Origin of the sequence: Pseudomonas sp. Rh2, assembly GCF_040762985.1 — a bacterium.
GTDB lineage: Bacteria > Pseudomonadota > Gammaproteobacteria > Pseudomonadales > Pseudomonadaceae > Aquipseudomonas > Aquipseudomonas taiwanensis.
Genome location: NZ_CP142890.1, coordinates 3,300,483 through 3,326,727, shown reverse-complemented (window position 1 = coordinate 3,326,727; position 26,245 = coordinate 3,300,483). Strand labels below are relative to the sequence as shown.

Sequence of the window (26,245 nt, the reverse complement as noted above, 5' to 3'; positions counted from 1 at the left end):
GGCTAAGTGCTAGATCCGGGCTACTCTGCCGCTGTTCAGGCAAGCGATCGCAGAGCGTCTCTGTTAGGATTTCGGCCGCCCAAGATGAAACCTTTAGGCAGCGTGAACTTTTCGACTGGCATTGCCACCAACAGTCGCTGTAAAACAGCCGCGCCGCGTGCGGCAAATCACAAGCAAATCAAGAACTAGGGGCCTGCACAGAGCAGTGCTCCACCCGGGGGAACGATGGATTTTTGGACTGCCTTCCAGGCAATCATCTTAGGTGTGGTCGAGGGACTCACGGAGTTTCTGCCGATTTCCAGTACCGGCCACCAGATTATCGTCGCCGACCTGATCGGCTTCGGTGGCGAGCGGGCCATGGCGTTCAACATCATCATCCAGTTGGCGGCGATCCTGGCGGTGGTCTGGGAATTCCGACGCAAGATCCTCGATGTGGTCTTTGGGCTGACCCGCCAGCCCAGCGCGCGACGCTTCACCGGTAACCTGCTGCTGGCCTTCCTGCCTGCGGTGGTGCTCGGTGTGTTGTTCGCCGACCTGATTCATGAATACCTGTTCAACCCGATCACCGTGGCTGCTGCGCTGGTGGTCGGTGGGTTCATCATGCTGTGGGCCGAGCGCCGCGACCACCGCGTCGAGGTCGATCACGTCGACGACATGCGCTGGAGCCATGCGCTGAAAATCGGCTTCATCCAGTGCCTGGCCATGATCCCCGGCACTTCCCGCTCCGGTTCGACCATCATCGGCGGCTTGATCTTCGGTCTGTCGCGCAAGGCCGCTACCGAGTTCTCCTTCTTCCTGGCCATGCCCACCATGGTGGGGGCGGCGGTGTATTCAGGCTACAAGTACCGCGATCTGTTCCAGCCCAGCGACTTGCCAGTCTTCGCCATCGGCTTCGTGACTTCGTTCATTTTCGCCATGATCGCCGTGCGAGGCTTGTTGAAGTTCATCGCCAATCACAGCTATGCAGTGTTCGCCTGGTACCGCATTGCCTTTGGCCTGCTGATTCTGGCCACCTGGCAGTTCGGCTGGGTCGACTGGTCGACGGCGCACGGCTGATATGGCACGCACGCAAGCCAAGGGGCAGTATGGCGCCGCTCGTGAGGAGGGGGTACGCCATGCCCGCTTCAAGCTGCTGGTTTTGGGCGCATTGTGCCTGCTGCCAGGAATTGGCGTGGCCCAGATGGCTTGGGGTGGGCAAGCCTGGTGGCCGCTAGCCGTCTATCCGGCGGCGAGCTTGATCTGCCTGCTGCTGTACTGGCAGGACAAGCACCAGGCGCGCGCCCAAGCCTGGCGTACGCCTGAGAAGGTGTTGCATGTCAGCGAGCTTCTAGGGGGCTGGCCTGGAGCACTGGTGGCCCAACAACTGTTTCGGCACAAGACTCGGAAGGTTTCCTACCAGCTGGTGTTCTGGGGCATCGTGCTGCTGCACCAGGTGTTCTGGGTGGATTACCTGTTCCTGAATCAGCAGCTTTTCTCGTTGTTTTGATGGCGGCGTTGCCGGGGGCTGCTTGCAGCCCTTTCGCGACCCAAGGTCGCTCCTCCAGGGGCGCGTCCTTCTTGAAGTCGTCGCGTTACCTGGAGCCTCGGCTTGCCAGCGATCGGTTCACATCACCAGGCCAACCTGCAGCCGTTTTGGCAGGCGTTTCACCACTAGCTGGTGCGAGCGTTGCAGCAAATCGCACAGCTCATCCCGGCCCATGGGGTAGGGTGGCGCCATGCTGATCCACTTTGCCCGCGCCAGGTAAGGTGCCGGGCGGACGCCGGGTCGGTCGCAGTAGCCCAGAAAGATGTCGTCCGCCACCTTGAACGACAGCCCTGCACCGGCCAGATCCAGCACCGCGAACATCTTGTTACCGGCTACCGAAAACACCCGGACACCGCCCCACTTGTAGTCTTCCCGTGCACCCGGCAAGCCCAGGCAGAAGGTCACGACCTGGTCTTCGGTCATGTGCTGCCTAGACATAACGTTCCCCACAGGCCTCGAACGACGCCGCCAGATGATCGATCCAGGCCCGTACCGCTGGAAGCAGACCCCGCCGGTGAGGGTACACCGCCTGCAGATAGCCACCAGGCAGCGACCAGTCGGGCAGCAGCCTGACCAGTTCGCCTCGTTCAAGCTGTTCCTCACAGAACATGCTTGGCAAGGCCGAGAAGCCGAGCCCGGCGCGGACGGCTGCGCTTCGCACCACGAAGTCGTCGATGGCCAGGCGCGGCTCCAGCGCAATCTCCTGCTGTTGGCCGTTTGGGCCGTGCAGACGAAAGTGCACCAGCCTGTCGGCCTCTGCTGCACCCAGGACTGGCAGGGTGGCCAGTTCGGCGGGGTCGCGAATGTGGTCGGCGAAGCCAGGAGCCGCCACCAGCTGCATCTGTGCCTGGCGCAAACGACGGGTGACCAGCGCAGGGTCCTCATCGCCCAGATCGCGGACCCGTAGGGCCACGTCGATACCCTCGGAAATCAGATCGACCCGGCGGTTGAGCAGCACCATGTCCAGTTGTACCTGAGGGTAGTGCGCCAGAAAACGACTGACCACGTCCGGCAAGAAGGCATGGGCCAAGGCGACCGGGCAGGAAACCCGCAGTCGGCCACGCGGCTCGCTGCTCATGCTCGCCACCACCTCGTCGGCCGCCTCGGCCTCCAGCAGCATGGCCTGGCAATGATGCAGGTACCGTTCGCCCACGGCGGTGAGCTTGAGCTGGCGGGTGGTGCGTTGCAGCAGGCGTGTGCCCAGACGTTCCTCCAGCTCGGCGATGCGTCGCGACAAGCGTGACTTGGGGATGCCCAGCTGGCGTCCTGCCGCCGCGAACCCCCCGGCGTCAACCACGCGGGCGAAGTAAAAGAGGTCATTGAGGTCTTGCATGGTCCTGTCTCACTGTCCTATCCATAGGACAAACTAACGCATTTTTGCCGCCTTATCAGCCATTGGCTGCCCCGGTAGGATTCTCTCCATCGTGATCGCCCACCGCCGCGGTCTTCATTCACAGGAGAGTCCCATGAAACTGTTGCATATCGATTCGAGCATCCTGGGCGACAATTCCGCCTCCCGTCAGCTGAGCCGCGAAGTGGTCGAAGCTTGGAAAGCCGTCGACCCGAGCATCGAAGTGGTCTACCGCGACCTGGCCGCCGACGCCATCGCCCACTTCTCCGCCGCGACCTTGGTTGCAGCCGGTACCCCTGAAGACATGCGCGATGCGGCCCAGGCGTTCGAAGCCAAGCTCAGCGCCGAAACCCTGGAAGAGTTCCTGGCCGCCGACGCTGTGGTGATCGGCGCCCCTATGTACAACTTCACCGTGCCGACCCAGCTCAAAGCCTGGATCGACCGTGTTGCCGTCGCCGGCAAGACCTTCCGCTACACCGAAGCCGGCCCTGAAGGCCTGTGCGGCGACAAGAAAGTGGTCCTGGTATCCACTGCAGGCGGCCTGCACGCCGGCCAAGCGACCGGTGCCGGTCATGAGGACTTCCTCAAAGTGTTCCTCGGCTTCATCGGTATCACCGACCTGGAAATCGTCCGCGCCCACGGCCTGGCCTACGGTCCGGAGCAGCGCAGCAAGGCAATTGACGACGCTCAGGCGCAGATCGCCAACGAGCTGTTCGCCGCCGCGTGATCCGCTGAGGCAATTAGAAAACGGCTGCCACCTGGGGTGTCAGCCGTTTTTTCATTTAGGTTTCATCCGCCCCGGACGATCCTGGATCTATGCTGGCGTCATCCTTTTGCTTCGCAGGGGTGGCGGGCCGATGAGCACCTCCCGAATCTTGTTGGCGCTGGTCCTGCTGGGGGGGCTGCTGCCCCGCGCCGAGGCGCAGCCTTGGAACGTTGGGCTGCACCGCATGACCCTGGACGATCCTGTCGATGCCCGTCCGATGCAGGCCCTGGCGTTCTACCCGTCCACAGGCGAGCCTCGCACCAATCGTATCGACGGCTACCCGATCCAGGTGGCCGAAGAGGCCCCGGTCGCTTTGGGTCAATTTCCCTTGCTGGTACTGTCCCATGGCAACACCGGAAGCCCGCTGGCGCTGCATTACTTGGCAACGGCCCTGGCGCACCAGGGGTTCGTCGTGGTGGCGGTGATTCACCCAGGCGACAACGCCCGCGACCACAGCCGCCTGGGCACCCTGAGCAACCTCTATGGTCGTCCGTTGCAGGTCAGTGCCGCCATCACCGCCGCCCGTGTCGATCGGTTGCTGGGGCCCTACCTGAATGACGGCAAAGTGGGTGTGATTGGCTATTCGGCCGGCGGTGAAACGGCGCTGATTCTGTCGGGCGCGCAGCCAGATCTGGACCGGCTGAGGCGCTACTGCCTGGAGCGCCCAGACGATGCCGATGCCTGCAAGACCCATGGTGTATTGATAGCCGACCGTAGCGAACTGAGCCCCCAGCCAGATACACGGATAGGCGCGGTGATGCTGATGGCACCGCTTAGCCTGATGTTTGGCCGTCACGCCCTGGCTGGCGTAAAGGTGCCGGCATTGATCTTCAGCGGTGACAGCGACCAATTGGTGGCGCTGGACCGGAATGCCGAGGCCCTTGCCCGTAAGCTTCCGCTCACCCCGGATTACCGCTTGTTGGCCGGCGCTGGGCATTTCGTGTTCATGGCCCGCTGCGACGAAGAGCAGCACGCTCGCATGCCAGTGCTGTGCAAGGATGCCGACGGTGTCGACCGCCGGCATATCCATCGCTCGCTAACGCGTGACACTGCTGCATTTTTCAGCCAGGCACTGGGCGCGCCGCTGCCCGCAGGGCGCTCAACCGCCGTTGTTGCGCCGGGCCAGCAGCAGGATCAGGCCCACCCCTGACAGGGCGAGCAGGGCCGCGACGAAAAAGATCGAGGCGTAGCCCAAGTGCACGGCGACCGCGCCCATGACTGGGCCGGCGATGGCCAGGGCCAGGTCGAAGAACACCGCGTAAGCGCCCAGTCCGGCACCTCGGCTGCTGCTGGGCACCTGCTTGATGGCCTCGACCCCCAGCGCCGGATACACCAGTGAAAGCCCGAAGCCGGTCAGGCCCGCCCCCAGCAGTGCCCAGGGCGGCGAAGGGGCGAGCCACAACAGGCCCAAACCGACCACTTCGGTGGCCATGCAGGCGATGGCCACGTTGTAGCCGCCAAAGCGGTTGACCGCGTTGACGAACAGCAGCCGCGAAACGATGAAGCACAGGCCGAATGCGCTCAGGCACCACGCTGCGCCAATCCAGCCACGCTCAAGGTAATAAAGGGTGACGAAGGTGGTCAGGGTGCCATAACCGATCGAGGCCAGTGTCAGCCCCAGGCCGCAGGGCGCGACGCGCCCGAAAGCCGACCAGAACGGTAGGCGTTCACCACGGACCACCACCACATCCGGGCGCTTGCGCAATGCCAGCAAGGCCGACAGCGCAAGCAGCAACAGCGCCGGGCCCAGCACACTGAAGCCAAGGCCGTCCACGGCCAGCACGCCCACCGGCGCACCGATGGCAATGGCGCCGTAGGAGGCGATGCCGTTCCAGGAAATCACCCTGGCCGTATGCTCCGCACCTACCTGGCTGATGCCCCAGCTCAATGTCGCCACCCCAATCAGCCCCTGGGCCACGCCCAGCAGCACCCGTCCAGCCAGCAGCAGCAACAGGCTCAGCACGGGAAGTGCAAGCGTCCAGGCCGACAGCAACGTCAATACCCCGCAGCCGGCAATCCCGAACAGTCCGTAGCCAATGGCACGCTTGCCACCCAAGGTATCGGCCACACGCCCAGCGAAGGGACGGCTGAGGAGGGTGGCCAGGTACTGTAGGCCGATGGTCACCCCGGCGATTACCGCGCCAAAGCCCAATTGGTCATGCACGTAGCCGGGCAGCACCGCAATCGGTAAGCCAATGCAGAGGAAGGCGATGAAGGTGTAGAAAACGATCGACAGGATCTGTAGCGTGAGGTTGGCGCGGGTGCTGGGGGAGGGTTGTTGCGCGGTCATGGGCTCGTTCGCGGGCGGGCGGTGGGCGTGGATTCATCATGGCCGTTGCGCGACGGAAATGAAAGCAGGCTAATGATTATTTGATTGCGAGCCTTGCCCGCTGGGCCGGGGCGCAAAAAAGGGCCGCGGTGCGGCCCTTGTGCGGTCGGCTCAGACTACGACGCCCTGGCTGCGCAGGTAGTCATCGTAGGTGCCGCTGAAGTCCACCACGCCAGTGGGGGTCAGTTCGATGATGCGAGTGGCCAGCGACGACACGAACTCGCGGTCGTGGCTGACGAACAGCAGCGTGCCTGGATAGTTCTCAAGCGCCAGGTTCAGTGCCTCGATCGACTCCATGTCCAGGTGGTTGGTCGGTTCGTCCATGACCAGTACGTTCGGTTTTTGCAGGATCAGTTTGCCGAACAGCATGCGGCCCTGTTCGCCACCGGAAATGACCTTCACCGACTTGAGGATCTCGTCGTTGGAGAACAGCATCCGGCCCAAGGTGCCGCGAATCACCTGCTCGCCGGTGGTCCACTGGCCCATCCAGTCGAACAGGCTCATGTCGTCTTCGAAGTCGTGCGCGTGATCCTGGGCGTAGTAGCCCACTTCGGCGCTGTCGGTCCACTTCACTTCACCCTTGTCCGGGGTCATTTCACCGACCAGGGTACGCAGCAAGGTGGTCTTGCCGATACCGTTCGGACCGATGATCGCCACACGCTCGCCGGCTTCGATCGTGAAACTGAAGTCCTTGAACAGCACCTTGTCGTCGAAAGCTTTCGCCATTTTCTCGACGGTCACGGCCTGGCGGTGCAGCTTCTTGGTCTGCTCGAAGCGGATGAACGGGCTGACACGGCTTGAAGGCTTGACCTCGGCCAACTGGATCTTGTCGATCTGCTTGGCGCGCGAGGTGGCTTGCTTGGCCTTGGAGGCGTTGGCCGAGAAGCGGCTGACGAAGGTCTGCAGTTCAGCGATCTGGGCCTTCTTCTTGGCGTTGTCGGCCAGCAACTGCTCACGGGCCTGGGTGGCGGCGGTCATGTACTCGTCGTAGTTGCCCGGGAACAGGCGCAGTTCACCGTAATCCAGGTCGGCCATATGGGTGCAGACACTGTTGAGGAAGTGCCGGTCGTGGGAAATGATCACCATGGTGCTGTTACGCGCGGTGAGGATGTTCTCCAGCCAGCGGATGGTGTTGATGTCCAGGTGGTTGGTCGGTTCGTCCAGCAGCAGCACGTCCGGATCCGAGAACAGCGCCTGTGCCAGCAGCACGCGCAGCTTCCAACCTGGCGCGACTTCGCTCATCGGTCCAAAGTGCTGTTCCAGCGGAATACCCAGGCCCAGCAGCAGCTCGCCGGCACGGGACTCGGCAGTGTAGCCATCCATTTCAGCGAATTCGGTTTCCAGCTCGGCGACGGCCATGCCGTCCTCCTCGGTCATTTCCGGCAGCGAGTAGATGCGGTCGCGCTCGGCTTTGACTTTCCACAACTGGTTGTGACCCATGATCACGGTGTCGATGACCGTGAACTCTTCATAGGCGAACTGATCCTGGCGCAGCTTGCCCAGACGGGTGTTCGGCTCGAGCATGACCTGACCCGCGGACGGCTCGAGGTCGCCGCCGAGGATTTTCATGAAGGTGGACTTGCCGCAGCCGTTGGCGCCGATCAGGCCGTAGCGGTTGCCGTTGTTGAATTTGACCGAGACGTTTTCGAACAACGGCTTGGAGCCGAATTGCATGGTGATGTTGGCGGTAGAAATCAAGTGCTTGTCCTGCGGGGGTTCCAGAGGTGTATTTAGGCCCTCTAGTCAGTGTTGGGCCAATGCTGGGCCAATTCGACTCGGGGCGGCAGCTTCTCCAGCTCCCTCCAGTCCGAGGAGGAGCTGATCCATTACGCGTAGGTAGAGGGCAACATCTCAACGCTTTGGCCAAGCTGGTTCGTGATGAACGCACGGTTCATCCCAGTCATCAGGCGCATGGTTGCGTAGGTGTGGCGGGTGTCGTACTGCCGACGTTCACGGATGTCCAGCGCTTCGAGCGCCGCTTTGAAGTGGCGGATTGTAACACTTGGTTCGTGGAACCACAGCCTGCTTTTGCCGACCCTCCCTTGCTCCCAACGAAAATCAAGCGCATCATTCACGCAATATAGGGTAGGGGGGTATGTTATGGCCCACATGCAATCCGGAAAAGATGAGTTGCTCAAGCGGGTGAAGCGCATCGCTGGACAAGTACAGGCTATAGAGCGTGCACTGGAGGGCGATGCTGACTGCGCAAAAACCCTGCATCTGGTGGCTGCAACCCGTGGCGCAATCAACGGGCTACTTGATGAGATTGTTGAGGACCATGCCCGTGAGCATGTAGCCAGGGCGGGTCTCACTGATCAAGAGAGGGCGCAAGGTGTGGAAGCGCTCCTGGAAGCCATCCGCCGATACTCAAAGTGAGAAACACATGAGCACGATCGATCCCATTCACAGCCATGATTTCCTGGGTGCTGGACACGATGAAAATGCCAAGCGCACCTTGTGGGTTGTAGCGCTGACCCTTGCCATGATGGTGGGAGAAATAGCTGCCGGATACATCACCGGTTCGATGGCCCTGTTGGCCGATGGTTTTCACATGGCCACTCATGCAGGCGCGCTGGGTATCGCCGTGGCGGCCTATGCGTTTGCCCGCAAGCATTCGCAGAATGCTGCTTATAGTTTTGGAACGGGAAAAGTGGGTGACCTTGGCGGTTTTGCGTCCGCTCTCGTTCTCGGGTTGATCTCCTTGGGCATCGGTGCTGAATCGTTAGTACGCCTTTTCGAACCTGCCCACGTGGAGTTCGAGGCGGCCACGCTCATTGCGGTAATAGGTTTGGTCGTAAACCTTGTCAGCGCCCTCATTCTCGCGGGAGGCAGTCATAAGCATGCGCATCATCATGGACACTCCCATGATCACCACACCCACACCCACACGCATGGCGACGACAACAACCTGCGTTCCGCATATATGCACGTGCTGGCGGATGCAGTGACATCTGTCATGGCCATCGTCGCACTGGTGGCTGGCAAGTACCTCGGCTTGGTATGGCTTGATCCGTTGATGGGTATAGTGGGGGCTGTCGTGATTGCGCGCTGGGCGTGGTCGCTCATTCGCGATACTGCAGCCGTGCTACTCGACAAGAGCGATGAGTATATAGCCGAGGAGATCCGTGAATTGCTCAGTCAGTTCGGGACGCTCAAGATTACAGACCTCCATGTCTGGCGAGTGGGGCCGCAGGCGCGAGCAGCCATCGTGAGTGTGCAAGGTTCTGTAGGTCTATCGGTCGATGATGTACGCGCTGCATTGGAGCCTGTTCACCAAGTCACTCATCTCACGGTTGAGTACAGGGCAACAACGTGAAGGCGAAGAAGCGAGTTGACGAAAAGGCTCAGAGTTTATCTACCGCTTCACTGAGTTGCTTGACCGTGTCCACGACCTGGCGGGCGCCGCTTTGAATTTCCCCAATGATATCCCCGGCTTGGCCTACTAACCCTACGCCGACGTCAGCCATATGTTGAGTCATCTGCATACCTTTTACAGCGTCTTGCGATAATTGATGGTTTCGCTTTACAACGTCGCTGATTTCCAAGGTGGCTTGGGCGGTGCGAACAGCGAGGTGACGCACCTCATCTGCGACGACAGCGAAACCTCTTCCTTGGGGGCCTGCTCGGGCCGCTTCAATGGCTGCATTTAGCGCCAGCAAATTAGTCTGATCAGCGATGCCGCGTATGGTTTGGACAATGCCAGTGATCATTTCAGACTGCTGACCAACGGCTGATATTTTGAGGGCAGCATTTGAAAGTTCGCCCGCAATGCTGCGGACCACCGCCACGGTTTCGCTGATGACCATGGCGCCGTGCTGCGCACGTTGGTCGGTTTCTTTCGAGACCTGATAGGCAAGCGTGGCGGCCGTTGACTCGATTTGCTGTTGTTCAACCTGCGGTGTAATGTCGCGAGCAAATTTTACAATCTTGTACAGTTTCTTGTTGGCATCAAATATCGGGTTGTAAGTGGCGCTCAACCAAACGGTGGCGCCGCATCGGTTCACCCTCTGAAAACGGCCGGAAAAGAACGCGCCCTTGTTGAGGTGCGCCCAAAAATCTTGGTATTCCGACGACTGCGCCTCTTGTTGAGTGCAAAAGAGTCGGTGGTGTTTACCCTGAATTTCAGGCATACGATATCCGAGCGTATGCAGAAAATTATCGTTGGCTTCAAGTACATATCCGTCTGGGTCAAACGCGATCATGGCCATCGATCGACTCATGGCCTCTAGGACGTTGCGTTGCTCTTGCTCGCGCCTGACGTGCTCTGTTATGTCGTTTGCGAGCATCAGTATGCGACTGACGCGACCGTCCGCCGAAAAAATTGGATTGTAGGTTGCCTCAAGCCAGAGCGTTTCACCTTGGCGGCTGCGGAAGGGGATGCGGTCGCGGATATATTCCCCGTCTCGCAATGTTCTCCAGAAGCCCTCATGCCCGACACTGTGGGCATCGTCGTTCGGGCAAAGGATGTCGTGGTGTTGGCCAATCAGCGTATCCAGCGTGTAACCCATTGCATGCAATACGTTTTGATTGGCGTTCGTTATAATGCCTTCCGGTGTGAACTCAATGGTCGCCGTCGAGCGACTGATGGCTGTTTCTCTGGCCTCCTGGGACCGGAGCGTTGACAAGGCATCATCCAATTCGCACTTTAGACGTTTGTTAAACATAATGGCACCTATGCAGTGGCTAAATCAGACCGTTTGGTGGCCCGGCGTGAACGGGTTTTCTAAGGTTCGCGCCGTTGCGGAACCACGCTTTACACGCTTTTCTTTGTACATCGCTTGATCAGCCCGGATGAACGCCTTTTTTAGTGAGCCAGACGGTTGGCGTGGCGCCATTCCGATTGAGGCATTGATTTTTTCTTTTTTGAACAAGTCTCTAATTCGCTGCAATAAGCACGCGCCGTCATATTCGTTGCAGTGGGTGGCAATTATCCCGAACTCGTCGCCGCCGAGTCGGGCAACGATATCCTCTTTGCGTGAAGCTTGAAGTAACGAGGTCGCGGCCCGTTTGATAAGCTGATCTCCGGCATAATGCCCTTCGGCGTCATTGGTTTGCTTGAGGTCGTCCAGGTCAATCACGATGACAGCACAGGGTGTTTCTTGGCGTTCGCAGCGCAGTTCTTCCTGGTGCAAGAGTTGTTCCCATGCTGCTCGGTTGAACAGGTTGGTCATAGCATCAGTGTACGCCTGGGTTTCGAAACGCTCGGCGCGGCGCGCCTGGAAATCTGCTTGTGTTTCAGCATGCAGTAAGCTATTTAGAAGCGACGCAATAAGTTCCAGCAGTCTGAGGTCGGTACGGTTTTCCAATAGGTTGCGATCTACCGATCTTCCATAAATAAATCCGTAGAGCATAGGCGGATAGTGGAGTAGGGGTATGGCAACGTACTGTGTAGTCTGCGTAGTGTCGCCGTGCTCGCCTGATAATGCATGTTGTATGACCCCTCCCGGCGCGTGAACATCATTGACCAAGAGGTCGGCGCGTATTTTATTCGTGATGGCTTGCAGTTCGGCGTCGAGCGTGGGGTGTTCGAAATGACTGCCGCTCGCCTTGGGGGCTTCATCGGCACCCACGCGAACAATGCTCCATTCTGCGTGTGTGAAATGAAGTTTTAAGTAGTCCAGTGTGAGCGCTATTACAGCGTTGAAGTCTATCGCGCTGTCCATGGATGACTCCTATTAGGTTTCGCTGCTAGGGCCATGCAATCTCAGGAAGGGATTCAAGTTTTGGCTTTGCGAAAAAGAACCCTTGGAACAGGTGTATCTCGAGTGCCTGAAGCGTATCAAGTTCCTCAACGCACTCGATCCCTTCGGCGATGATTTGTATGTTGAGGTCTCGGCAGACGCTTACAATGCCCTTGGTGATAACTTGCTTGGCCTTGCTGCTATGGATGTCTCTTATCAGTTCCATGTCTATCTTGAGGATGTCGGGTTGAAAGCTGGCCAGTAAATTGAGATTGGAGTGCCCGGAGCCGAAGTCATCGATTGCCGTTCTAAAGCCTTGTTTTTTATAGGATTCCATGATCTTTTTTATGTGTGCTTTGTCTGCGATGCTCTCATTTTCAGTAACTTCAAATATTATTTTTTCAATGGGAAAATTGTATTTTTCTGCGGCAAGGAGGGTGGTTCTAATGCAGGCCTCTGCTTGGTACACAGCATTGGGTAGAAAATTGATGCTCAAGCAGCTTGGCATGCCGGCTCTCGCAGCAAGTTCCACCGCTTTGACACGACACGCTTGATCAAATTTATATCTGTTTGAGTCATTTACTTTTTGCAATATGGCCTGTGCGCCAGCGCCATCTTTACCCCGGACCAGAGATTCATACGCAAAAACGCAGTTGGCGCGGGTGTCGACAATGGGCTGGAACGCCATGGTGAAGTCGAAGTCAATGCCAGCGTTATCCTTGCAGCTGCGGCAGCCATGAGGTCGTTGAGGCTCAACAGGTATGAGTTGTATAGACAAGGCTGGCACCTCCTGCAGAAGGAATAACATGGCGGTACGGCTTCATGCCGACAGGCTGGGAGCGTACGAGCGATCTTCGGTGCAGGGAGTATTGCCTTAATACCTGTACAAAGAAAGTACCTTGTACAGGTATTTTTCATTGTTTGGATGTCGAAATGGCCAAAGTAGATGGTATAAGCGCCGTATTGGCTGTATTTTCATTGGCCTACTGTGACGTTCTGTACAACAGGCCCCGTCAGGTTTCACGCTGCGCCAATCGGTCTCTGGCTCCGTGACCTAGCGAGTTTCGCTTTTCCTCTGTGTACGCAAGGCCCCATAGGCGGATTTGGTCGAGGTTTTGTGGCTGATGTGCTGGTCCGACGGCGGCTAAAAATGATGTGTGCTGATACGCGATGGTGTGCTGCTGTCTATTGCTTACGGTGGCCCAGCCTGCCTGTGGGGCGGTCGATGAGCCCATAAGGGCGAGCCGGCCAACCGGGTATGACAATGTCCTTGACGCGCACTGTGAGTCACAGATAACTCATGACGAACGTCACTTCACTACTAGCAGAGCCCGCGCTCATACCGTCATCGTATTGACCCGCGCTGCCGTTAGGCAGCGTGCGTATGTACTTCGCGCTCATGGGGATGGAGAAATTTCCGCCGAGGGTTGAGTATTCGTTGAAAACATAAGTTTTGTCGAGTTGTAGAGGTGCCTGGTTGCTGTCAAGTAGTTGAAGCGCGATGCCTTTGGCGGTTGAACCCTTGTTCAGTTCTATTATCCCGAGTTGCCCATTTACCGCTGGCGAACCTGAAGTGGCAGTCAAGCGATAACTGACTTTTTTGATTCCGCTGGGGCAGTTGTTCAGTTTTATTTCGAAGTGTTTGGGTGGGGTGGCGTTGCCTTCGCTGGCAAAGACACTTAGATTGTATTCGCCCATCTCCACCGCTATGTTCGGCGTTTCACATGACTGAAGTACGATGGATGGACTTTTGTCTATTATCATCGCTAGCGGTCTGACGGCTGATGTTTCGACTTGTATATATCCCAAGGTGCCAGCAGGTATCGTCGTACCTGACGGGATGTCGCCGGTTTTTATGATGCGCAACGCGTTCTTCGTGGTGTTGAATCCATACCCGCCCGGGGTTCTAATTGATCCACCACCGAATCCGTTATAGGGCGCGTCCTGATAGATCCACTGCCACGAAAGCCCCGTATTGCCGATGGGGAAGTAGTTTTTCGTCGGTGCGTTGCTGCCGACGTTGTTTACTATTCCGGTGGTGAAGGTAGTGGAACAGGTGTACGACGCGTTACCGGAAAAGGTCTGGGCTGGAGACTCGTAGATAACGGTGTTGTTTTCTGCGTCTCGGGGGATGGAAAGCGTTGAGGGTATGCTTACGGTGATTTGTTTCTGGGAGTGGCCCTCGAAAAATTCGCAGGCGGCGAACGAAAGCGAGGGTGTCGCAATAATGCAAGCTACCAGGTATTTGATCGGCTTTATCATTCGGCGAGTCCCTCAACGTATTTCCAATTAAATTCAGGGTGTTCGAATGTCAAGCGATCATAGGCTTCCTTTAAACGAAGGGTTTCTGATGTATTATGGATTTCGTCCGAGTTGTCACGAGCGGGTAATGTACACGCGGAAATAGTTAAAAATAGGCTTGCGGCAATTACGCTTCGAGCGCTATAATGCTTGCTTGCTTGCTTGCTTGCTTGCTTGCTTGCTTGCTTGCTTGCTTGCTTGCTTGCTTGCTTGCTTGCTTGCTTGCTTGCTTGCTTGCTTGCTTGCTTGCTTGCTTGCTTGCTTGCTTGCTTGCTTGCTTGCTTGCTTGCTTGCTTGTTCATAAGTTCGCCTTGAAATTTGCATGGTGCATGCTCGGTAAATGGATGCGCCAAGTTATGTCAAGGGCCGCCGCTAGCTTAATCAGACGAATCTGATACCTCACCGCAGCCGACAGCTTTTTTGCGGGCTACACGTCAGCGCGTGGGTATGCATGGCAGCAGCAGAGGGTTTCCGGTCAGTCGCCTTAATTGGCTTACATCGGCAAACCACTCGTGGGATGGAAGATCATGGAATGCTTCATGGGTCCCATATCCCCAAGCAACCGCGCCAAACGCAATGCCTGCAGCCGATGCTGCTTCGCCATCTGTAGGCTGGTCGCCTATATAGATAACTTCTTCTGGCGTAACCCCACACTTGCGCATGACCCGGCGCAAGCGTGATGCCTTGCCGAAAATGGATGCCCCGCACTCGAAGGCGCGGAAATGTCGACAGCTGGCGCCCAGGATCTGCGTGACATTGTCTTTGGCGTTGGAAGAGACCACCGCGAGCATCAGTCCTTGCTCATCCAGATGGCTTAGCGTATCGGCGATTCCATCGAAAAGCGGGATCGAGCTTCGATTGTTGTTCATCAGACTCATGAATGTCCGCGCTACGAAAGGCAGCTTCCAGCGGGGCATTGCGATATGGGACATGATCTCCCGTGCCCCCAGTTTGCGCAGACTGTCTAGTTCTTCGGGTTGAATTCGGTTGAATGCGTGCCGGTCAGCGACTTGGTTGAACACCCGGACAAAGAAGGGAAATGAATCTGCGAGCGTGCCGTCAAAGTCGAAGATGGCAAGTCGGTACGGCATCTGAGTGTTCCTTCCTGGAGTGTGGGTGTCTTCGCGGGAAGCGCTATTTTGATGCGCTCGCGGTGCGACGGCAATTGTTCCTATATGGCAGCGCTGGCAACCCTGGTTCAGCGGACTGTTGCTCCTGAAGCTAACCTTTCCCTGACTGGAACAATCCCCGGACGACCTCCCTCAACCACCGATTCCCGCTGTCCTGGTGATACCGGGCATGCCAATGCTGCTTGACCGTGAATCCCTCGACTGCAAACGGACAGTCATGCAGGCGCAGCCCATGCATTTCGGCGAGAGTTTGCCCGATATGGCGGGGTAACGTGGCCACCAAGTCCGTCGACCCGACGATCATCCCCAACCCCAGGAACGCCGGCAGCTCCAGCATGATCCTGCGTTCGATGCCCGCGCGCGCCAAGCCGGCCTCCAGCAATTTCTGCCCGGTGCCGGCGCTGACCTGGACATGCCCTTCGGCGCGGTAGCGCGCCACATTCATCCCATGTGCCAGGCGTGGATGCTGCGGATTGCTCAGGCACACCCAGTCCTGGTCGAACAGCACCTGTTGATACATCCCTCCACCCAGCCATGGTACGAAACCGATCGCTAGGTCCGCCTCGCCGGACTCCAGTGCGCTTTCAGTATTGCCATCGATACGTGCCGCCTCCAGGCGAATTCCCGGCGCATGTGAGCGCAGGTGGTTGAGAATGCTGGGCAGCAAGGTGATATGGCTGGCATCACTGACGCACAGGCGAAAGCGACGCTGCGCCGTGGCTGGAATGAATTGTGGTTCCCAGGCGGTCAGGCGGCGCAGGGATTCCAGGACTTCCCGGCAGGGGCCGATCAACTGGTCGGCGCGTGGCGTAGGTGCCATGCCGGTCGGCGTGCGCACAAACAGCGGATCGTTCAATTGTTCGCGCAGCCGCGCCAGCCAGATGCTGATGGTCGGCTGACTCTGACCGAGCTGCTCGGCCGCGCGGGTAACGCTGCGGCAGTGATACAGCACGTCGAACAGCTGCAGCAGTTTCGGCTCAGGCAGAGCCTCCAATGTACTCATTATTGCGATTCTCAATAGTGGTATTGAGCGCATTGTATAGTCTAAATAAGCCCGTCTGCATAAGGTGGTCGCAAATCACAGGAGGTCTGCGACGTGAAAATCTGCATTCTGGGTGCCGGTGCCCTGGGCTGCGCCATTGGCGCGGCCTTGAGCGAGGCGGGGCATGAAACCTGGCTGCTGAACCGTGGCCGTGCGCATGTCGAGGCGATGAACCTGAACGGGCTGCAGGTGCAGGACGAACGCGGCGAGCGCTCAGTGCGGGTCAACGCGACGACTGACGCCCAAGACATTGGCGCGGTCGACCTGGTGGTGGTGTTGGTCAAGTCGTTCCACACCGCCGATGCCATCGCTGGCGGCACTGCACTGTTCGGGCCACAAACGCTGGTGCTGTCGCTGCAGAATGGCCTCGGCCATGAGGACATCCTGGCCGAGGCCGTGGGCCGCGAGCGGGTGCTGGCCGGCAAGACCTATGTCGGCGGCGTGCTGCTGGCACCCGGATCGATCCGGGCCGGGGTGGCAGGCAAGCAGACCTTCATTGGCGAGCTCGACGGCCAGATGACGCCACGCGTGCAAGCCATTGCAGAGGCGTTCAACGGCGCCGGACTGGCCACCACGGTCAGCGACAACATCCTTGGCACCATGTGGGACAAGCTACTGGTCAACGTCGCGACTGGCGCGTTGAGCGGCATCACCATGCTCAGCTATGGCCAGCTTTACAGCGAGCCGCTGCTCGAATGCACCGCAAAGGCTGCCGTGGCCGAGGCCATTGCCGTCGCCGAGCGGGCCGGCATCCGCCTGAGCCTGACCAGTCCCGAAGCGGCATGGAGACTGGCTGCCGAGGGCCTGCCGGCGAGCTTCCGCACCTCGATGCTGCAGAGCCTGGAAAAGGGCTCGATCACCGAAATCGACTTCATCAACGGCTCCGTCGTGCGCTGGGGCCAGCGTCATGGCGTTGCCACCCCCGTCAACGCGACCTTGGTGGCCTGTATCAAGGGCATCGAACGCGCGATGGCCGATCACCAGAAAAGGGATAATCCATGAGCCAGCCGAAAGCCTATCTCGAACACGTTGCCTTCTGGGTGCGGGACATTCAGTGGCATATCCGTTTCTTCAATGAAGTGTGCGGCATGACCATGCGGGAAGTGCAGGGCGACGTCGAGCTGCCGACGCAGTACTGGACGCTGGGTGGCCTGCAGTTCATTCACCAGCCGGACTTCGCCGGGCCGGAGGGGCGCTTGGCCCACCTGGGCATCATGTGCGAGGACCTCGAAGCCGCCCTGGCCGCAGCCCAACGCTTCGGTGTCAGCGAAATGTCTCAGGGTCGCAACTGGCTGCGCCTGCCCGACGGCCTGGCGGTGGAGTTCATCCAGGCCTCGCCGGCCAAGTGCGTCGCCCAGGCACTGGCCATCGACCCGCGTGCGGAGGTATCGGCATGAGCGTAGTGGAAAAATTCTGGGACGACGCCCGCGAAGGCGATGAGTGCATCAGCCCCACCTACACGGTAACTCGCGAGCGCATCCTGGCCTACGCCGACCTCACCGGCGACCACACCCCAGTCCATGTCGATGAGGAGTACGCCAATGCCAGCCACTTCGGCTGCCTGGTCGCCCACGGCTTGTTCGGGTTGTCGATCGCCGACGGCCTGAAGACCCAGTGCCAATACCGCTTCGTGCCGGGTATGTCGTTGGGTTGGACCTGGGATTTCGTGCTGCCGATAAAGGTCAACGATGTGCTGCATGTCCGCATGCGCGTAGGGGCGATGCGTCCCAGCAAAAGTCGCCCAGGGTGGGGCATCGTGGTACTGCCGTCGGAACTGATCAACCAGCATGGCGAAGTCGTGCAGCGCGGCGAGCACCGCCTGATGGTGCCGAGGAGGGCACAAGCATGAGCCAGGCATTGCCATTGGCAGGTATCCGCGTCATCGACTACAGCCACTTCCTCGCCGGTCCTTATGTGGGGCGCTGCCTGGCCGCGCTGGGTGCCGAGGTGATCAAGGTCGAACGGCCCGGCAGCGGCGATGCCGGCCGCCAGCATGCGTTTACCCTGGATGAGCAGCAGAGCGGCTACTTCCTGCAGCTGAACATGGGCAAGCAGGGCGTCAGCGTCAATATGAAGGACCCGCGTGGCAAGGCCTTCATGCAACGCCTGACCGATTCGGCCGACGTGTTCATCGAAAACTATCGCCCGGGTGCGCTGGATAAGCTTGGTCTTGGCTATGCCGAGTTGTCGGCGCGCAACCCGCGCCTGGTGTACTGCTCGATCTCAGCCTACGGTCACACCGGACCGGATGCTCACCGCGCCGGCTTCGGGCTGATTGCCGAAGCCAAGAGCGGCATCATGCAGATGGTTGGCGTGCCGGGCGAGGCGCCCCCGTTGCTGCGCATTTCCCTGGGCGACATGTACACCGGTATTCATGCTGTTGCGGCGATCAACGCGGCGTTGCTGGGCAGGGTAAGCTCTGGACGCGGACAACATATCGACATGGCCCTGTACGACACGCTGGTGTCGATGCACGAGTATGCGGTGCAGTGCTACACGTTGTCCGACGGCAAGGTGCTACCGGAGCAGACCGGCCATGACATGCCGACCTCGACCCTCTATGGCGTCTTCCGCGCAGCCGATGGCGACCTGGTCATCGCCGCCCAGGTCGACGATGCCTGGCAGCGCTTTGCCGCCATGGTCGAGGCCAATGGCGGCCCGTCCGGGTTCGGTAGCGATAGCCGCTACCATCACCTCAATGGCCGCAATGCACATCGCGAAGCGATTCTCGCAGTGGTCCGCGATTGGGTCGGCGCGCGTCGGGTCGCCGACATCCTGCAACTGCTCGATGGCATCGACATTCCCAGCGCCAAGGTGCAACGCATCGACGAAGTGCTGGCCGACCCGCAGATCCAGGCTCGCAACATGGTCATCGAACAGCGGCACCCGCGCTACGGTACCCTGCGCCTGCCCAATCTGCCGTTCCGCTTTTCCGATTGCGACACCACGATCCATCAGGTGGCCCCGGACCTTGGCCAGCATAATGCCGAAGTCGCTGCCGGGCTTGGCTTCAGCCCCGAAGAAATCACCGCCATGCAAGCGGACGGTGTGCTGTTCACCCACGGAGATGCACGATGAGCGACCGCTATGCAGTGATCGGGCGACCGATCAATCACACAAAATCCCCCTTGATCCACGGCCTGTTTGCCCAGGCCAGCGGCCAGACCCTGGCGTATGGTGCCATCGAGGGCGAGCTCGAGGGGTTCGAGACCCAGGTGCTGCAATTTCGCAGCGATGGCGGGCTGGGCATGAACATCACCGCGCCATTCAAGTTGCGCGCTTTCGAGCTGGCCGACCGGCGCAGCGAGCGGGCTCAGCTGGCACGGGCGGCCAATGCGCTGAAGTTCGAGGATGGCCATATCTTCGCCGAGAACTTCGATGGCATCGGCTTGTTGCGGGATATCGAAGAGAACCTTGCAGAGCCGCTGCGCAACCGTCGGGTGCTGGTACTCGGCGCTGGTGGTGCGGTTCGTGGAGCACTACTGCCGTTCCTGCAAGCGGGCCCGAGCGAGCTGGTGATCGCCAACCGCGACATGGCCAAGGCGGTGTCCTTGCGCAATGAACTGGACCATCCGCTGCTACGTATCAGCCGCTACGAGGAGCTGGAAGGGCAGGCGTTCGACATCGTTGTCAATGCCACCTCTGCAAGCCTTACCGGTGAACTGCCGCCGTTGCCTGCTGATGTGTTGGGCGCGACGCGGCTGGCGTACGAGTTGGCTTATGGCAAAGGCCTGACGCCATTCCTGCGTCTGGCGCAAGCACAAGGCGTGACGCGCCTGGCCGACGGTGTGGGCATGCTGGTCGAGCAGGCGGCGGAAGCGTTTGCCTGGTGGCGTGGGGTGCGTCCCGAAACCCGCGCCGTGATCGACCGACTGACCATTCCTCTGGAGTAAGCCCATGGTTGCCAATGTGCTGATGTTGCACGGTATCAACCACAACATGTTCGGCAAACGCGACCCGCGCCAGTATGGTACGGCCACGCTGGCCGATATCGACCAGTCCTTGCAGGCGCTGGGCGAGGAACTGGGGGCGCGGGTCGAGAGCTTCCAGACCAACTTCGAAGGCGCCATGTGCGAGCGAATCCATCAGGCGTTTGAAGATCGGGTCGATGCTGTGCTGATCAATGCCGGGGCGTGGACGCACTACAGCTATGGTATCCGCGATGCGTTGGCCATCCTCGAGGCGCCGGTGGTCGAAGTGCATATGTCGAACATCCATGCCAGAGAGCCGTTTCGTCACCATTCGGTGTTCGCCGAAGTCGTGCGCGGACAGATCTGCGGGTTCGGTGTCGAGACTTATCTGCTCGCCCTGCGTGCGGCGATGAAGATGGTCTGACCGATTCTTCACTTTCAGAAGGACGTGTAGCCTTGACCGAAGCGGCCGTAACCCTCAGCGCCCGGCAGACCACTTGCATTGCCTTGCTGGTCGCCATCACCTTTTTCATGGAAAACCTCGATGCGACCGTCATCGCCACGGCGCTACCGCAGATGGCCCATGATTTTGGCGCGAGTCCGGTGAGTCTGAACATCGGCATCAGCGCCTACCTGCTGGCGGTGGCAGTGTTCATTCCGCTCAGCGGCTGGGTAGCTGACCGCTTCGGTGCCCGCCAGGTATTCGCCGGTGCCATTGCTCTGTTTACCCTGGCGTCCTGGCTCTGCGGCCTGGCTTACAATTTGGAAACCTTTGTCGCCGCACGGGTGCTCCAGGGTATCGGTGGCGCCCTGATGGTCCCGGTCGGTCGGTTGGTGGTGTTGCGCACCACCGAAAAGCAGGACCTGGTGAAGATGCTCGCGGTAATCACTTGGCCTGGGTTGGTGGCACCGGTCCTCGGCCCCCCCGTTGGTGGGCTGATCGTGACCCACCTGTCCTGGCCGTGGATCTTCTACCTGAACATCCCGTTGGGCCTGCTGGCTATCGCGGCGGCGTGGTGGCTGGTGCCCAATACTCGTTCGAGCGAAGTCCGCAGCTTCGATGTGCTCGGCTTCGTTCTTCTTGCCTTGGCCTGCGCCGCGTGGCTGCTTGGGCTGGAGATGTTGGGTTCGCTTTCCGGTGGCAGCCTCGATAGAGGCTTAGCCCTGCTGGCGGTGGGTGGCCTCCTGACCTGGATGTCGGTCCGTCATTGCCAGCGCCATCCGGCGCCGCTGCTGCCGTTGACGACCCTGGGTATCGCCACCTTCAGGGCCAGCGTCGTCGGTGGCACGCTGTTCCGCCTTTCGATCAGCGCCTTGCCGTTCCTGGTCCCGTTGCTGTTGCAGATCGGTTTGGGCATGTCACCGTTGGATACTGGGTTGCTGGTGCTGGCGATCTTCGCCGGTAACCTGGCGATGAAGCCGTTTACGACGGGGTTGTTGCGGCGTCATGGCTTTCGACGCGTACTGTTGGTGAACGGCTTGATCGGCGTCGGTTGCATCCTGGCTTGTCTGGGCCTGCAACAGGGGATGGCGTGGTACTGGATGGCGCTGGTGCTATTCATAGGCGGACTGTCGCGTTCGATGCAGTTCACCACCTACAACGCGCTCGGATTTTCCGAGGTGCCCAAGCAGCAGATGGGCGAGGCATCGACACTGTTCAGTATGTTCTTCCAGCTGGCGATGGCGCTTGGTGTGGCGGTTGTCGCGCTGCTGTTGCGCCTTTCGCTGATGCTGCGAGGAGGTGAGGGTGAGCTGACGGTGAGTGATTTTCACTGGGCGCTAATCGGTGTGGCATTGATCGCCGGTGTCGCCCTGGCCGACGCCATCCGCTTGCCTGGGAATGCTGGTGAGCAAGTGCTACGCACCCACTAGGGCCGCCATGACTATGGGGGCGACGGGCAAGCGGTGAAGCCGGCACCGACAACTGAACGGACAGTGCCACCTGGCCGGCGCCCGAAGGTCAGACGTGAGTCAGCGAGAGTTCGCTCAGAATACAGATCGAGCCGTCATCAGCTGCAGTGGCGTCGGTATAGGCGACCTGGTTGTACACACCGCCGTGGAAGTTCAACAGCGATGAGCGCCAGGAACTGTCCATCTCCAGCCTGCCGGACGATCCCGCGCGGCCATTGCTTTGCGCGGTAACGTTCAGGGCACCCGAAGCCAGGACGCGTATGATCACCCTGAACGTCGTCCCGAGGGGCACGTTTTTGAGTAAGGTCATGTTCACTGGGGCCGCCTGATTGAATGTCTTGCGAAATCCCAGGGTGATGTTTGCCTTGCTCCAGAACACCTTCACTGGCGGGCTATCGTCGTCCTTCACATGGAGCTGCGCAATGACAACCTTCTGGGCGGAGTTGACCTTGGTCAGCGTCATCTCCTGCACGTTGATGTGCTCGGCATCGCTTGCGAGGGACCACATAGACCGGCTCCTTCCATTCGCACCGCGTGCGGTGAGTGCTCTTGCTGGATGCACCTTTGGTCGGTGCCGAGAACTGTACAGAGCCATCGGCCAAGACCTTGACGACGCTGGGCAGTTGTGCGATCGCCTCGGCTCCACTGAGCTCCAGCGCAACCGGGTTGGTGGCTGAAGTGGGAACCGGCGTGGTGATCGTGAGACTGTTGATGTTTACGCTCATTGATACGTCTCCTGACAATGATACGGGGTGCCTGGTTCATGGCAGATCAATGGAGCGGACCGAATCTGGCGAGCGCTTTCGCAGCGCTAGACCAAGGCGAAATCGGTTATGCAGTCTTTCTGGTCGATTGCCACCGTGAGGACTTGAGGATCACTCAGGGCCAGGCCCCCCTCGGTGTAGACAAACCTCCAGCGGAGTAATTTCATGTCGCCCAGCACTTCACATTGTTCGAAGGGGCCGAGCAGACTCTCCAGCTCACTTAAAGTGGATTGTCCACAAACGACGAATTTCAGTTGCTCTTCGACCTGCGTTGCGTTGCTGCTGAGCTCTTCCAGCAGCATTTGTTGCTCCAGATCGCTCATCAGGCGAATCGAATCCGTTTGCATCGACTTAATACACTCCAAGTATCAGATCGTCAGTTTGTAGGACAGGGGTGAAACGCGCGGAGTGTAATCAAGGAATGTACTGGATGGTACAAAAAGTCGACCAAGGGTCGATGGTCTTGGAGGGCGTGTCAGGGCGCGGCGGCTGCATCGATGTGCCGCCAGTCCCTACCAACGTGCCCGGCAGGCGTCCCTCTGGGTTTGCCGGCCAAGCCTTAGCCTTCAGGCGGTGTTATCCCGCAGATGAATTCATCCGATCCAAGGCGATGCGAGCCGAACTCAACGACATAATCTGATCCGCGGCGCTGCGCTTCCCCCCAGGCGGTGTTCCGGTCGGCATAGACGTCGACAAAATGCCAGGGGTGCAGGGCGCGCAGGACGCCCCAGCCAAGCACCCATCCCTCTCTTTCTGGATCTGACGGAAGATTCCTGGCCAGGCTTCGAAGGGTCATGACGTGCTCCCGCTGCAAGCGCTGCGTGATTGGTTGATTGTCTCTATGTTGTGGCTATTTTGCATAATATTGCGGCGAATTGCGTATTTTTTGTAGGGTTTGGCGTATAGTGGATGCCGAGTACTGGATTACAGTGGCACAACAGTGAGGTTGTCATCATGTTCCCGCCCCAGCCCGCCCAAAACCGAGAAGCGCATTTACGGATCTCGGAGCAAGTCGAGCGATTTCTCTCCAATGGCGGTTCTATTCAGAACGTCGACCCAGGGGTTAGCGGTTTCAACCGCTTGCCGCTGAAAACGCAATGGAGCAAAAGCCACACGGCCAGACCTTGAGGTTGCGTGCTGATCCAAGAACCCATGCAGCTGTATCACCCAGGGCATGCATCAGCATGCTCTTAGGGTGAGTGTTCAGGTGAAGGAGGGATCCGCGCCGCAGGATCTCGCCCATTACTCCAGCCGGCGCAGACCGAAGCGTGGCGGCTATTGGGGTTTAGGCAGGTAGTAATGGGGATACAACGCCATGTCCCTTTCCAGTTTTTCGGCGTCTCCCACACGCTTTCGAACCTCTGCATAGAACTGTTGGCTCTGATTCTGAAATTTCGTGAAGTGTCGAGCACTGATCGCCAAGGCTAATTCGAGCTCCTTTCCCACCAGACCCGCGGCGGACTTTTGTGACAGGACATAGGCCTGCCAGCTGTTCTCCACCCGTTGCAGCCCGCGAGCGAACGCCTTTGTCTCGATTGTCGCCATTGGTACACCCTCTTTGAGCCAGATTCCGGCTCGTTGGTGTGAATCGCCAGAGCGACGATGGATAGCTGCGTGTCGAAACGCCCAGTGCCATCGAGGCGCCGGAGATTGCAGCTTAGCCTATTTATGGCATGGGCCCCTACGGTCGGGCTCAGCGGTCCTGATCGAAGTTTGACCGGGCCCTGGTAAGTCACACGTTGAAGTTCATGCGTACCGCTAGGGTGGAACAGGTTTTGCTGCACTCCCAGTAACACTGACAAAAATGGGGGGTGCAGCCATGTTCCAGAATGACCTCTACTTCTTGAGTTTCATCGTAACGGCGGTGTTGACCGTGGATGTCGTGGCGATATTCGTGTTCTTGCAGGCCAGCGCTTGATCCCCGTTACTGGGTATGGCGACCTCCCGAACCTGGGCCAACTGGAGAGTGACAATCGGGTGTGGGGGTAGGGCAGGCAGTTCACTGTCCAGCCCGCTGGGTGGTAGATGGAAGTGCAGCTGACGGCGGTGTAACTGGATGATCTTGTGGATGCGTTTCATGGCGGCTCACCTCGATGGACATCTGCTATGCCGAGCCAGAAGGCATGACCCTCAGTAAGCGCCCGTTTTGTCTCGCTGCGGTGCGGATCTGACCAGTGGATACCCGGCATGGCAGGTGCTGCTAGGGCCTACCGCAGGGCGGCGAATGGCATGAGGTCGCAGGGTGGCAGGGGAAAGCCCGCCGAGGCGGGCTTTCCGATGGGTGCTGATCCGTCAGCGAGGCCCATTGTAGACAGTCGCCGGCATTGGCCTATTGGTAATACGTCGCAGACCCGGTCAGCCTTCAGTGGCGTGTCGCGGCTTGCCCGGATGTGCGATGAAGTGCGTACAAGAGGGTTGGGGGCGACTTTGGTGGGTTGGAGTTCCTTACAGTAGCTCAGTAAACTGCCATCACTTTGATTTGGTCACTTTGTCCATGCATACCTTTCGCATTCTGTTTCCGCTTGCGCTGGCCGCTTTCCTGACTGCCTGTGCATCGCCAGCGGCCCCCACTGGCAGTAAAACCACGAAAAAATCACCCGAGGATTACGCCGCGTGCGTGCTGCCTAAATGGAAAGCCATAGCCCCGCTCACGGTTCAGAAATCGATCAACAACGGCTACCGTCTGACGGTGCACAGTGCCTTGGCATCCGATGAGGTGCTGGAAGTCGTCAAGCACCACGACGGCGGCCTCGCCACGTTCTACAAAGGTGGTTTCTTCGCGGGTGACAAGTTGCGCCAGGCGGCGCGCGACTGCCTGTAGTGATCATACGGCCTGGATCAACTCCGGCCCCTGGTTACGCGCATTGCCCACAGCCACGCTCACACGGTACCACTCGAAGGATTCGGCGGGTTCGCCCAGGTGCAACGCCATCTGCTCAGCCTGTGCCAGTGCTGTCGACGGGGCCAGCCAGGCCCTGGCAAGCGCGGGCGACAACACGACGGGGCGTCGGTCGTGTACGTCGACCATACCGCCCTGGGCGTCGGCGGTGATGATCACGAAGCCGTCATTGTCGTGGCCGGTGAACTGTCCTATCGAGGCACAGAGGGCAGGGCGGCCGTCGCGACGCCTGATCAGGTAAGGCTGCTTTTTCGGGCCGCCTTCATCGACCCATTCGTACCAGTTGTCGACTGGGGTAATTGCCCGGTGGGGCCAGATCGCGCGAAAAAAGGCGCCATGGGCGACTTTCTCGACGCGCGCGTTGATCGGTGGTGCGCGGTCTTCGGCCCAGTGTGGCCGCCAGCCCCATCTCACTCGGTCGGCCCTGAGGCCGGCACCGTCTACGCGCAAGACCACCACCGGGGTCGACGGGGCCACGTTGTAGCCAGGCGTGACGGGCCCGTCGATGACGTTACGCCAGGCTCCGGGCATACCAAGGGTGTCGACGAACTCGTGAATGCCACGGTATTGAGAGAGGCGCCCGCACATCAACCAACCCTCCTGCCGGAACTGTCTGCATAGCGTCGCCGCTCTCA

The 26,245-nt window shown here is 59.4% G+C and carries 31 protein-coding genes and 2 pseudogenes; 15 read left to right on the top strand and 18 right to left on the bottom strand.

The window, feature by feature from the left end:
• The first annotated feature begins 225 nt into the window (after nucleotides 1-225).
• A complete protein-coding gene (locus tag VXM67_RS14970) occupies nucleotides 226-1,056 on the top strand; it encodes an undecaprenyl-diphosphate phosphatase (RefSeq protein ID WP_027907339.1) in 831 nt (276 codons plus the stop codon).
• 1 nt (nucleotide 1,057) lies between these two features.
• The gene (locus VXM67_RS14965) at nucleotides 1,058-1,486 is read left to right on the top strand and encodes a DUF1294 domain-containing protein (protein ID WP_027907340.1); all 429 of its coding nucleotides are present in this window, start codon (nucleotides 1,058-1,060) and stop codon (nucleotides 1,484-1,486) included.
• A 117-nt stretch (nucleotides 1,487-1,603) separates the two neighbouring features.
• Here the strand turns inward: VXM67_RS14965 and VXM67_RS14960 are convergent, their stop codons facing one another.
• Both VXM67_RS14960 and VXM67_RS14955 read right to left on the bottom strand, forming a co-directional pair.
• A complete protein-coding gene (locus VXM67_RS14960; RefSeq protein ID WP_104881699.1) occupies nucleotides 1,604-1,963 on the bottom strand; it encodes an MmcQ/YjbR family DNA-binding protein in 360 nt (119 codons plus the stop codon).
• Nucleotides 1,956-2,858, bottom strand: a complete 903-nt coding sequence (locus VXM67_RS14955) for a LysR substrate-binding domain-containing protein (RefSeq protein ID WP_023380794.1) — start codon at nucleotides 2,856-2,858, stop codon at nucleotides 1,956-1,958. The genes VXM67_RS14960 and VXM67_RS14955 overlap by 8 nt, the downstream gene beginning before the upstream one ends.
• Before the next feature lie 133 nt (nucleotides 2,859-2,991).
• Between VXM67_RS14955 and VXM67_RS14950 the strand changes: the two genes are divergently transcribed.
• Together VXM67_RS14950 and VXM67_RS14945 are read left to right on the top strand one after the other, a co-directional pair.
• Entirely contained in the window at nucleotides 2,992-3,603 is a 612-nt protein-coding gene (locus tag VXM67_RS14950) for an FMN-dependent NADH-azoreductase (protein WP_023380793.1), read from the top strand.
• Nucleotides 3,604-3,733: 130 nt separating this feature from the next.
• The gene (locus tag VXM67_RS14945) at nucleotides 3,734-4,792 is read left to right on the top strand and encodes a hypothetical protein (RefSeq protein WP_023380792.1); all 1,059 of its coding nucleotides are present in this window, start codon (nucleotides 3,734-3,736) and stop codon (nucleotides 4,790-4,792) included.
• Here VXM67_RS14945 and VXM67_RS14940 read toward each other — a convergent pair.
• The 3 genes and pseudogenes from VXM67_RS14940 to VXM67_RS14930 all read right to left on the bottom strand — a co-directional run bounded on the left by VXM67_RS14940 (nucleotide 4,742) and on the right by VXM67_RS14930 (nucleotide 8,082).
• Nucleotides 4,742-5,932 carry an MFS transporter gene (locus tag VXM67_RS14940; RefSeq protein WP_023380791.1) on the bottom strand — a complete coding sequence of 397 codons (1,191 nt, stop codon included), beginning with the start codon at nucleotides 5,930-5,932 and terminating at the stop codon, nucleotides 4,742-4,744. The two genes, VXM67_RS14945 and VXM67_RS14940, sit on opposite strands and share 51 nt — an antisense overlap.
• A 150-nt stretch (nucleotides 5,933-6,082) precedes the next feature.
• Nucleotides 6,083-7,669, bottom strand: coding sequence for an ABC-F family ATPase (locus tag VXM67_RS14935; RefSeq protein ID WP_023380790.1), 1,587 nt, complete (start codon nucleotides 7,667-7,669; stop codon nucleotides 6,083-6,085).
• 41 nt (nucleotides 7,670-7,710) lie between these two features.
• Nucleotides 7,711-8,082: pseudogene (locus VXM67_RS14930) on the bottom strand (integrase).
• Between VXM67_RS14930 and VXM67_RS14925 the strand changes: the two are divergent.
• Nucleotides 8,072-8,347: a metal/formaldehyde-sensitive transcriptional repressor gene (locus tag VXM67_RS14925; protein WP_027907343.1), complete on the top strand. Its 276-nt coding sequence runs from the start codon at nucleotides 8,072-8,074 to the stop codon at nucleotides 8,345-8,347. The pseudogene VXM67_RS14930 and the gene VXM67_RS14925 sit on opposite strands and share 11 nt — an antisense overlap.
• Before the next feature lie 7 nt (nucleotides 8,348-8,354).
• Nucleotides 8,355-9,287 carry a CDF family Co(II)/Ni(II) efflux transporter DmeF gene (gene dmeF / locus VXM67_RS14920; protein ID WP_023380787.1) on the top strand — a complete coding sequence of 311 codons (933 nt, stop codon included), beginning with the start codon at nucleotides 8,355-8,357 and terminating at the stop codon, nucleotides 9,285-9,287.
• A 28-nt stretch (nucleotides 9,288-9,315) separates the two neighbouring features.
• On the opposite strand, the gene VXM67_RS14915 is transcribed toward dmeF, so the two are convergent.
• From VXM67_RS14915 to VXM67_RS14885, 7 genes are all read right to left on the bottom strand, one after another.
• A complete protein-coding gene (locus VXM67_RS14915; RefSeq protein ID WP_367237123.1) occupies nucleotides 9,316-10,635 on the bottom strand; it encodes a methyl-accepting chemotaxis protein in 1,320 nt (439 codons plus the stop codon).
• Between the two features lie 24 nt (nucleotides 10,636-10,659).
• The gene (locus VXM67_RS14910) at nucleotides 10,660-11,634 is read right to left on the bottom strand and encodes a diguanylate cyclase (protein ID WP_023380785.1); all 975 of its coding nucleotides are present in this window, start codon (nucleotides 11,632-11,634) and stop codon (nucleotides 10,660-10,662) included.
• A gap of 25 nt (nucleotides 11,635-11,659) precedes the next feature.
• Nucleotides 11,660-12,430: an EAL domain-containing protein gene (locus tag VXM67_RS14905; RefSeq protein WP_238346426.1), complete on the bottom strand. Its 771-nt coding sequence runs from the start codon at nucleotides 12,428-12,430 to the stop codon at nucleotides 11,660-11,662.
• A gap of 509 nt (nucleotides 12,431-12,939) precedes the next feature.
• Nucleotides 12,940-13,914: a fimbrial protein gene (locus VXM67_RS14900; RefSeq protein WP_023380783.1), complete on the bottom strand. Its 975-nt coding sequence runs from the start codon at nucleotides 13,912-13,914 to the stop codon at nucleotides 12,940-12,942.
• Complete coding sequence (locus VXM67_RS14895; protein WP_367237122.1) at nucleotides 13,911-14,255, bottom strand: hypothetical protein; 345 nt, start codon at nucleotides 14,253-14,255, stop codon at nucleotides 13,911-13,913. The genes VXM67_RS14900 and VXM67_RS14895 overlap by 4 nt, the downstream gene beginning before the upstream one ends.
• A gap of 132 nt (nucleotides 14,256-14,387) precedes the next feature.
• On the bottom strand, nucleotides 14,388-15,044 hold the full coding sequence (locus tag VXM67_RS14890) for an HAD hydrolase-like protein (RefSeq protein ID WP_023380781.1): 657 nt from the start codon (nucleotides 15,042-15,044) through the stop codon (nucleotides 14,388-14,390).
• Nucleotides 15,045-15,174: 130 nt separating this feature from the next.
• Nucleotides 15,175-16,086, bottom strand: coding sequence for a LysR family transcriptional regulator (locus VXM67_RS14885; protein ID WP_023380780.1), 912 nt, complete (start codon nucleotides 16,084-16,086; stop codon nucleotides 15,175-15,177).
• Between the two features lie 93 nt (nucleotides 16,087-16,179).
• Between VXM67_RS14885 and VXM67_RS14880 the strand changes: the two genes are divergently transcribed.
• From VXM67_RS14880 to VXM67_RS14850, 7 genes are read left to right on the top strand one after another with little or no spacing between them, the layout of a single operon-like run.
• Nucleotides 16,180-17,127 carry a ketopantoate reductase family protein gene (locus VXM67_RS14880; protein ID WP_023380779.1) on the top strand — a complete coding sequence of 316 codons (948 nt, stop codon included), beginning with the start codon at nucleotides 16,180-16,182 and terminating at the stop codon, nucleotides 17,125-17,127.
• Nucleotides 17,124-17,522, top strand: a complete 399-nt coding sequence (locus VXM67_RS14875; protein ID WP_023380778.1) for a VOC family protein — start codon at nucleotides 17,124-17,126, stop codon at nucleotides 17,520-17,522. Before VXM67_RS14880 ends, VXM67_RS14875 begins: the two co-directional genes overlap by 4 nt.
• Nucleotides 17,519-17,974: a MaoC family dehydratase gene (locus tag VXM67_RS14870; protein WP_023380777.1), complete on the top strand. Its 456-nt coding sequence runs from the start codon at nucleotides 17,519-17,521 to the stop codon at nucleotides 17,972-17,974. The genes VXM67_RS14875 and VXM67_RS14870 overlap by 4 nt, the downstream gene beginning before the upstream one ends.
• Entirely contained in the window at nucleotides 17,971-19,203 is a 1,233-nt protein-coding gene (locus VXM67_RS14865) for a CaiB/BaiF CoA-transferase family protein (protein ID WP_104883846.1), read from the top strand. The genes VXM67_RS14870 and VXM67_RS14865 overlap by 4 nt, the downstream gene beginning before the upstream one ends.
• Entirely contained in the window at nucleotides 19,200-20,018 is an 819-nt protein-coding gene (aroE, locus tag VXM67_RS14860; RefSeq protein ID WP_027907348.1) for a shikimate dehydrogenase, read from the top strand. Before VXM67_RS14865 ends, aroE begins: the two co-directional genes overlap by 4 nt.
• A gap of 4 nt (nucleotides 20,019-20,022) precedes the next feature.
• Nucleotides 20,023-20,460: a type II 3-dehydroquinate dehydratase gene (aroQ, locus tag VXM67_RS14855; RefSeq protein WP_027907349.1), complete on the top strand. Its 438-nt coding sequence runs from the start codon at nucleotides 20,023-20,025 to the stop codon at nucleotides 20,458-20,460.
• A gap of 32 nt (nucleotides 20,461-20,492) precedes the next feature.
• Nucleotides 20,493-21,908: an MFS transporter gene (locus VXM67_RS14850; RefSeq protein ID WP_023380772.1), complete on the top strand. Its 1,416-nt coding sequence runs from the start codon at nucleotides 20,493-20,495 to the stop codon at nucleotides 21,906-21,908.
• 88 nt (nucleotides 21,909-21,996) lie between these two features.
• On the opposite strand, the pseudogene VXM67_RS14845 reads toward VXM67_RS14850, so the two are convergent.
• From VXM67_RS14845 to VXM67_RS14835, 3 genes and pseudogenes are all read right to left on the bottom strand, one after another.
• Nucleotides 21,997-22,672, bottom strand: a pseudogene (locus VXM67_RS14845) (polysaccharide lyase family 7 protein).
• A gap of 86 nt (nucleotides 22,673-22,758) precedes the next feature.
• Entirely contained in the window at nucleotides 22,759-23,034 is a 276-nt protein-coding gene (locus VXM67_RS14840) for a hypothetical protein (protein WP_148299919.1), read from the bottom strand.
• A 236-nt stretch (nucleotides 23,035-23,270) separates the two neighbouring features.
• A complete protein-coding gene (locus VXM67_RS14835) occupies nucleotides 23,271-23,507 on the bottom strand; it encodes a hypothetical protein (RefSeq protein ID WP_367237121.1) in 237 nt (78 codons plus the stop codon).
• Nucleotides 23,508-23,620: 113 nt separating this feature from the next.
• Here VXM67_RS14835 and VXM67_RS14830 point away from each other — a divergent pair, with 113 nt between their 5' ends.
• The gene (locus VXM67_RS14830; RefSeq protein ID WP_104881709.1) at nucleotides 23,621-23,839 is read left to right on the top strand and encodes a hypothetical protein; all 219 of its coding nucleotides are present in this window, start codon (nucleotides 23,621-23,623) and stop codon (nucleotides 23,837-23,839) included.
• Between the two features lie 147 nt (nucleotides 23,840-23,986).
• Here VXM67_RS14830 and VXM67_RS14825 read toward each other — a convergent pair whose 3' ends face one another.
• Both VXM67_RS14825 and VXM67_RS14820 read right to left on the bottom strand, forming a co-directional pair.
• The gene (locus tag VXM67_RS14825) at nucleotides 23,987-24,256 is read right to left on the bottom strand and encodes a hypothetical protein (RefSeq protein ID WP_023380767.1); all 270 of its coding nucleotides are present in this window, start codon (nucleotides 24,254-24,256) and stop codon (nucleotides 23,987-23,989) included.
• A 291-nt stretch (nucleotides 24,257-24,547) separates the two neighbouring features.
• Nucleotides 24,548-24,790 (bottom strand): hypothetical protein, encoded by a 243-nt coding sequence (locus VXM67_RS14820; protein WP_186598532.1) that lies wholly within the window; start codon nucleotides 24,788-24,790, stop codon nucleotides 24,548-24,550.
• A gap of 415 nt (nucleotides 24,791-25,205) precedes the next feature.
• Between VXM67_RS14820 and VXM67_RS14815 the strand changes: the two genes are divergently transcribed.
• Entirely contained in the window at nucleotides 25,206-25,532 is a 327-nt protein-coding gene (locus tag VXM67_RS14815; RefSeq protein WP_367237120.1) for a hypothetical protein, read from the top strand.
• Nucleotides 25,533-25,535: 3 nt separating this feature from the next.
• On the opposite strand, the gene VXM67_RS14810 is transcribed toward VXM67_RS14815, so the two are convergent.
• Nucleotides 25,536-26,198: an SOS response-associated peptidase gene (locus VXM67_RS14810; RefSeq protein ID WP_023380764.1), complete on the bottom strand. Its 663-nt coding sequence runs from the start codon at nucleotides 26,196-26,198 to the stop codon at nucleotides 25,536-25,538.
• Between the last annotated feature and the right edge of the window lie 47 nt (nucleotides 26,199-26,245).

Bases quoted from the DNA above. Each gene is read 5' to 3' on its own strand.
- VXM67_RS14940 (WP_023380791.1), bottom strand. From the start codon at position 5,932: ATGACCGCGCAACAACCCTCCCCCAGCACCCGCGCCAACCTCACGCTA.
- dmeF (WP_023380787.1), top strand. From the start codon at position 8,355: ATGAGCACGATCGATCCCATTCACAGCCATGATTTCCTGGGTGCTGGA.
- VXM67_RS14820 (WP_186598532.1), bottom strand. From the start codon at position 24,790: ATGAAACGCATCCACAAGATCATCCAGTTACACCGCCGTCAGCTGCAC.
- VXM67_RS14950 (WP_023380793.1), top strand. From the start codon at position 2,992: ATGAAACTGTTGCATATCGATTCGAGCATCCTGGGCGACAATTCCGCC.
- VXM67_RS14945 (WP_023380792.1), top strand. From the start codon at position 3,734: ATGAGCACCTCCCGAATCTTGTTGGCGCTGGTCCTGCTGGGGGGGCTG.
- VXM67_RS14915 (WP_367237123.1), bottom strand. From the start codon at position 10,635: ATGTTTAACAAACGTCTAAAGTGCGAATTGGATGATGCCTTGTCAACG.
- VXM67_RS14865 (WP_104883846.1), top strand. From the start codon at position 17,971: ATGAGCCAGGCATTGCCATTGGCAGGTATCCGCGTCATCGACTACAGC.
- VXM67_RS14875 (WP_023380778.1), top strand. From the start codon at position 17,124: ATGAGCCAGCCGAAAGCCTATCTCGAACACGTTGCCTTCTGGGTGCGG.
- VXM67_RS14885 (WP_023380780.1), bottom strand. From the start codon at position 16,086: ATGAGTACATTGGAGGCTCTGCCTGAGCCGAAACTGCTGCAGCTGTTC.
- VXM67_RS14830 (WP_104881709.1), top strand. From the start codon at position 23,621: ATGCCGAGTACTGGATTACAGTGGCACAACAGTGAGGTTGTCATCATG.
- aroE (WP_027907348.1), top strand. From the start codon at position 19,200: ATGAGCGACCGCTATGCAGTGATCGGGCGACCGATCAATCACACAAAA.
- VXM67_RS14970 (WP_027907339.1), top strand. From the start codon at position 226: ATGGATTTTTGGACTGCCTTCCAGGCAATCATCTTAGGTGTGGTCGAG.
- VXM67_RS14810 (WP_023380764.1), bottom strand. From the start codon at position 26,198: ATGTGCGGGCGCCTCTCTCAATACCGTGGCATTCACGAGTTCGTCGAC.
- VXM67_RS14890 (WP_023380781.1), bottom strand. From the start codon at position 15,044: ATGCCGTACCGACTTGCCATCTTCGACTTTGACGGCACGCTCGCAGAT.
- VXM67_RS14960 (WP_104881699.1), bottom strand. From the start codon at position 1,963: ATGTCTAGGCAGCACATGACCGAAGACCAGGTCGTGACCTTCTGCCTG.
- VXM67_RS14955 (WP_023380794.1), bottom strand. From the start codon at position 2,858: ATGCAAGACCTCAATGACCTCTTTTACTTCGCCCGCGTGGTTGACGCC.
- VXM67_RS14870 (WP_023380777.1), top strand. From the start codon at position 17,519: ATGAGCGTAGTGGAAAAATTCTGGGACGACGCCCGCGAAGGCGATGAG.
- VXM67_RS14815 (WP_367237120.1), top strand. From the start codon at position 25,206: ATGCATACCTTTCGCATTCTGTTTCCGCTTGCGCTGGCCGCTTTCCTG.
- VXM67_RS14895 (WP_367237122.1), bottom strand. From the start codon at position 14,255: ATGAACAAGCAAGCAAGCAAGCAAGCAAGCAAGCAAGCAAGCAAGCAA.
- VXM67_RS14910 (WP_023380785.1), bottom strand. From the start codon at position 11,634: ATGGACAGCGCGATAGACTTCAACGCTGTAATAGCGCTCACACTGGAC.
- VXM67_RS14900 (WP_023380783.1), bottom strand. From the start codon at position 13,914: ATGATAAAGCCGATCAAATACCTGGTAGCTTGCATTATTGCGACACCC.
- VXM67_RS14825 (WP_023380767.1), bottom strand. From the start codon at position 24,256: ATGGCGACAATCGAGACAAAGGCGTTCGCTCGCGGGCTGCAACGGGTG.
- VXM67_RS14925 (WP_027907343.1), top strand. From the start codon at position 8,072: ATGGCCCACATGCAATCCGGAAAAGATGAGTTGCTCAAGCGGGTGAAG.
- aroQ (WP_027907349.1), top strand. From the start codon at position 20,023: ATGGTTGCCAATGTGCTGATGTTGCACGGTATCAACCACAACATGTTC.
- VXM67_RS14835 (WP_367237121.1), bottom strand. From the start codon at position 23,507: ATGACCCTTCGAAGCCTGGCCAGGAATCTTCCGTCAGATCCAGAAAGA.
- VXM67_RS14965 (WP_027907340.1), top strand. From the start codon at position 1,058: ATGGCACGCACGCAAGCCAAGGGGCAGTATGGCGCCGCTCGTGAGGAG.
- VXM67_RS14840 (WP_148299919.1), bottom strand. From the start codon at position 23,034: ATGAGCGATCTGGAGCAACAAATGCTGCTGGAAGAGCTCAGCAGCAAC.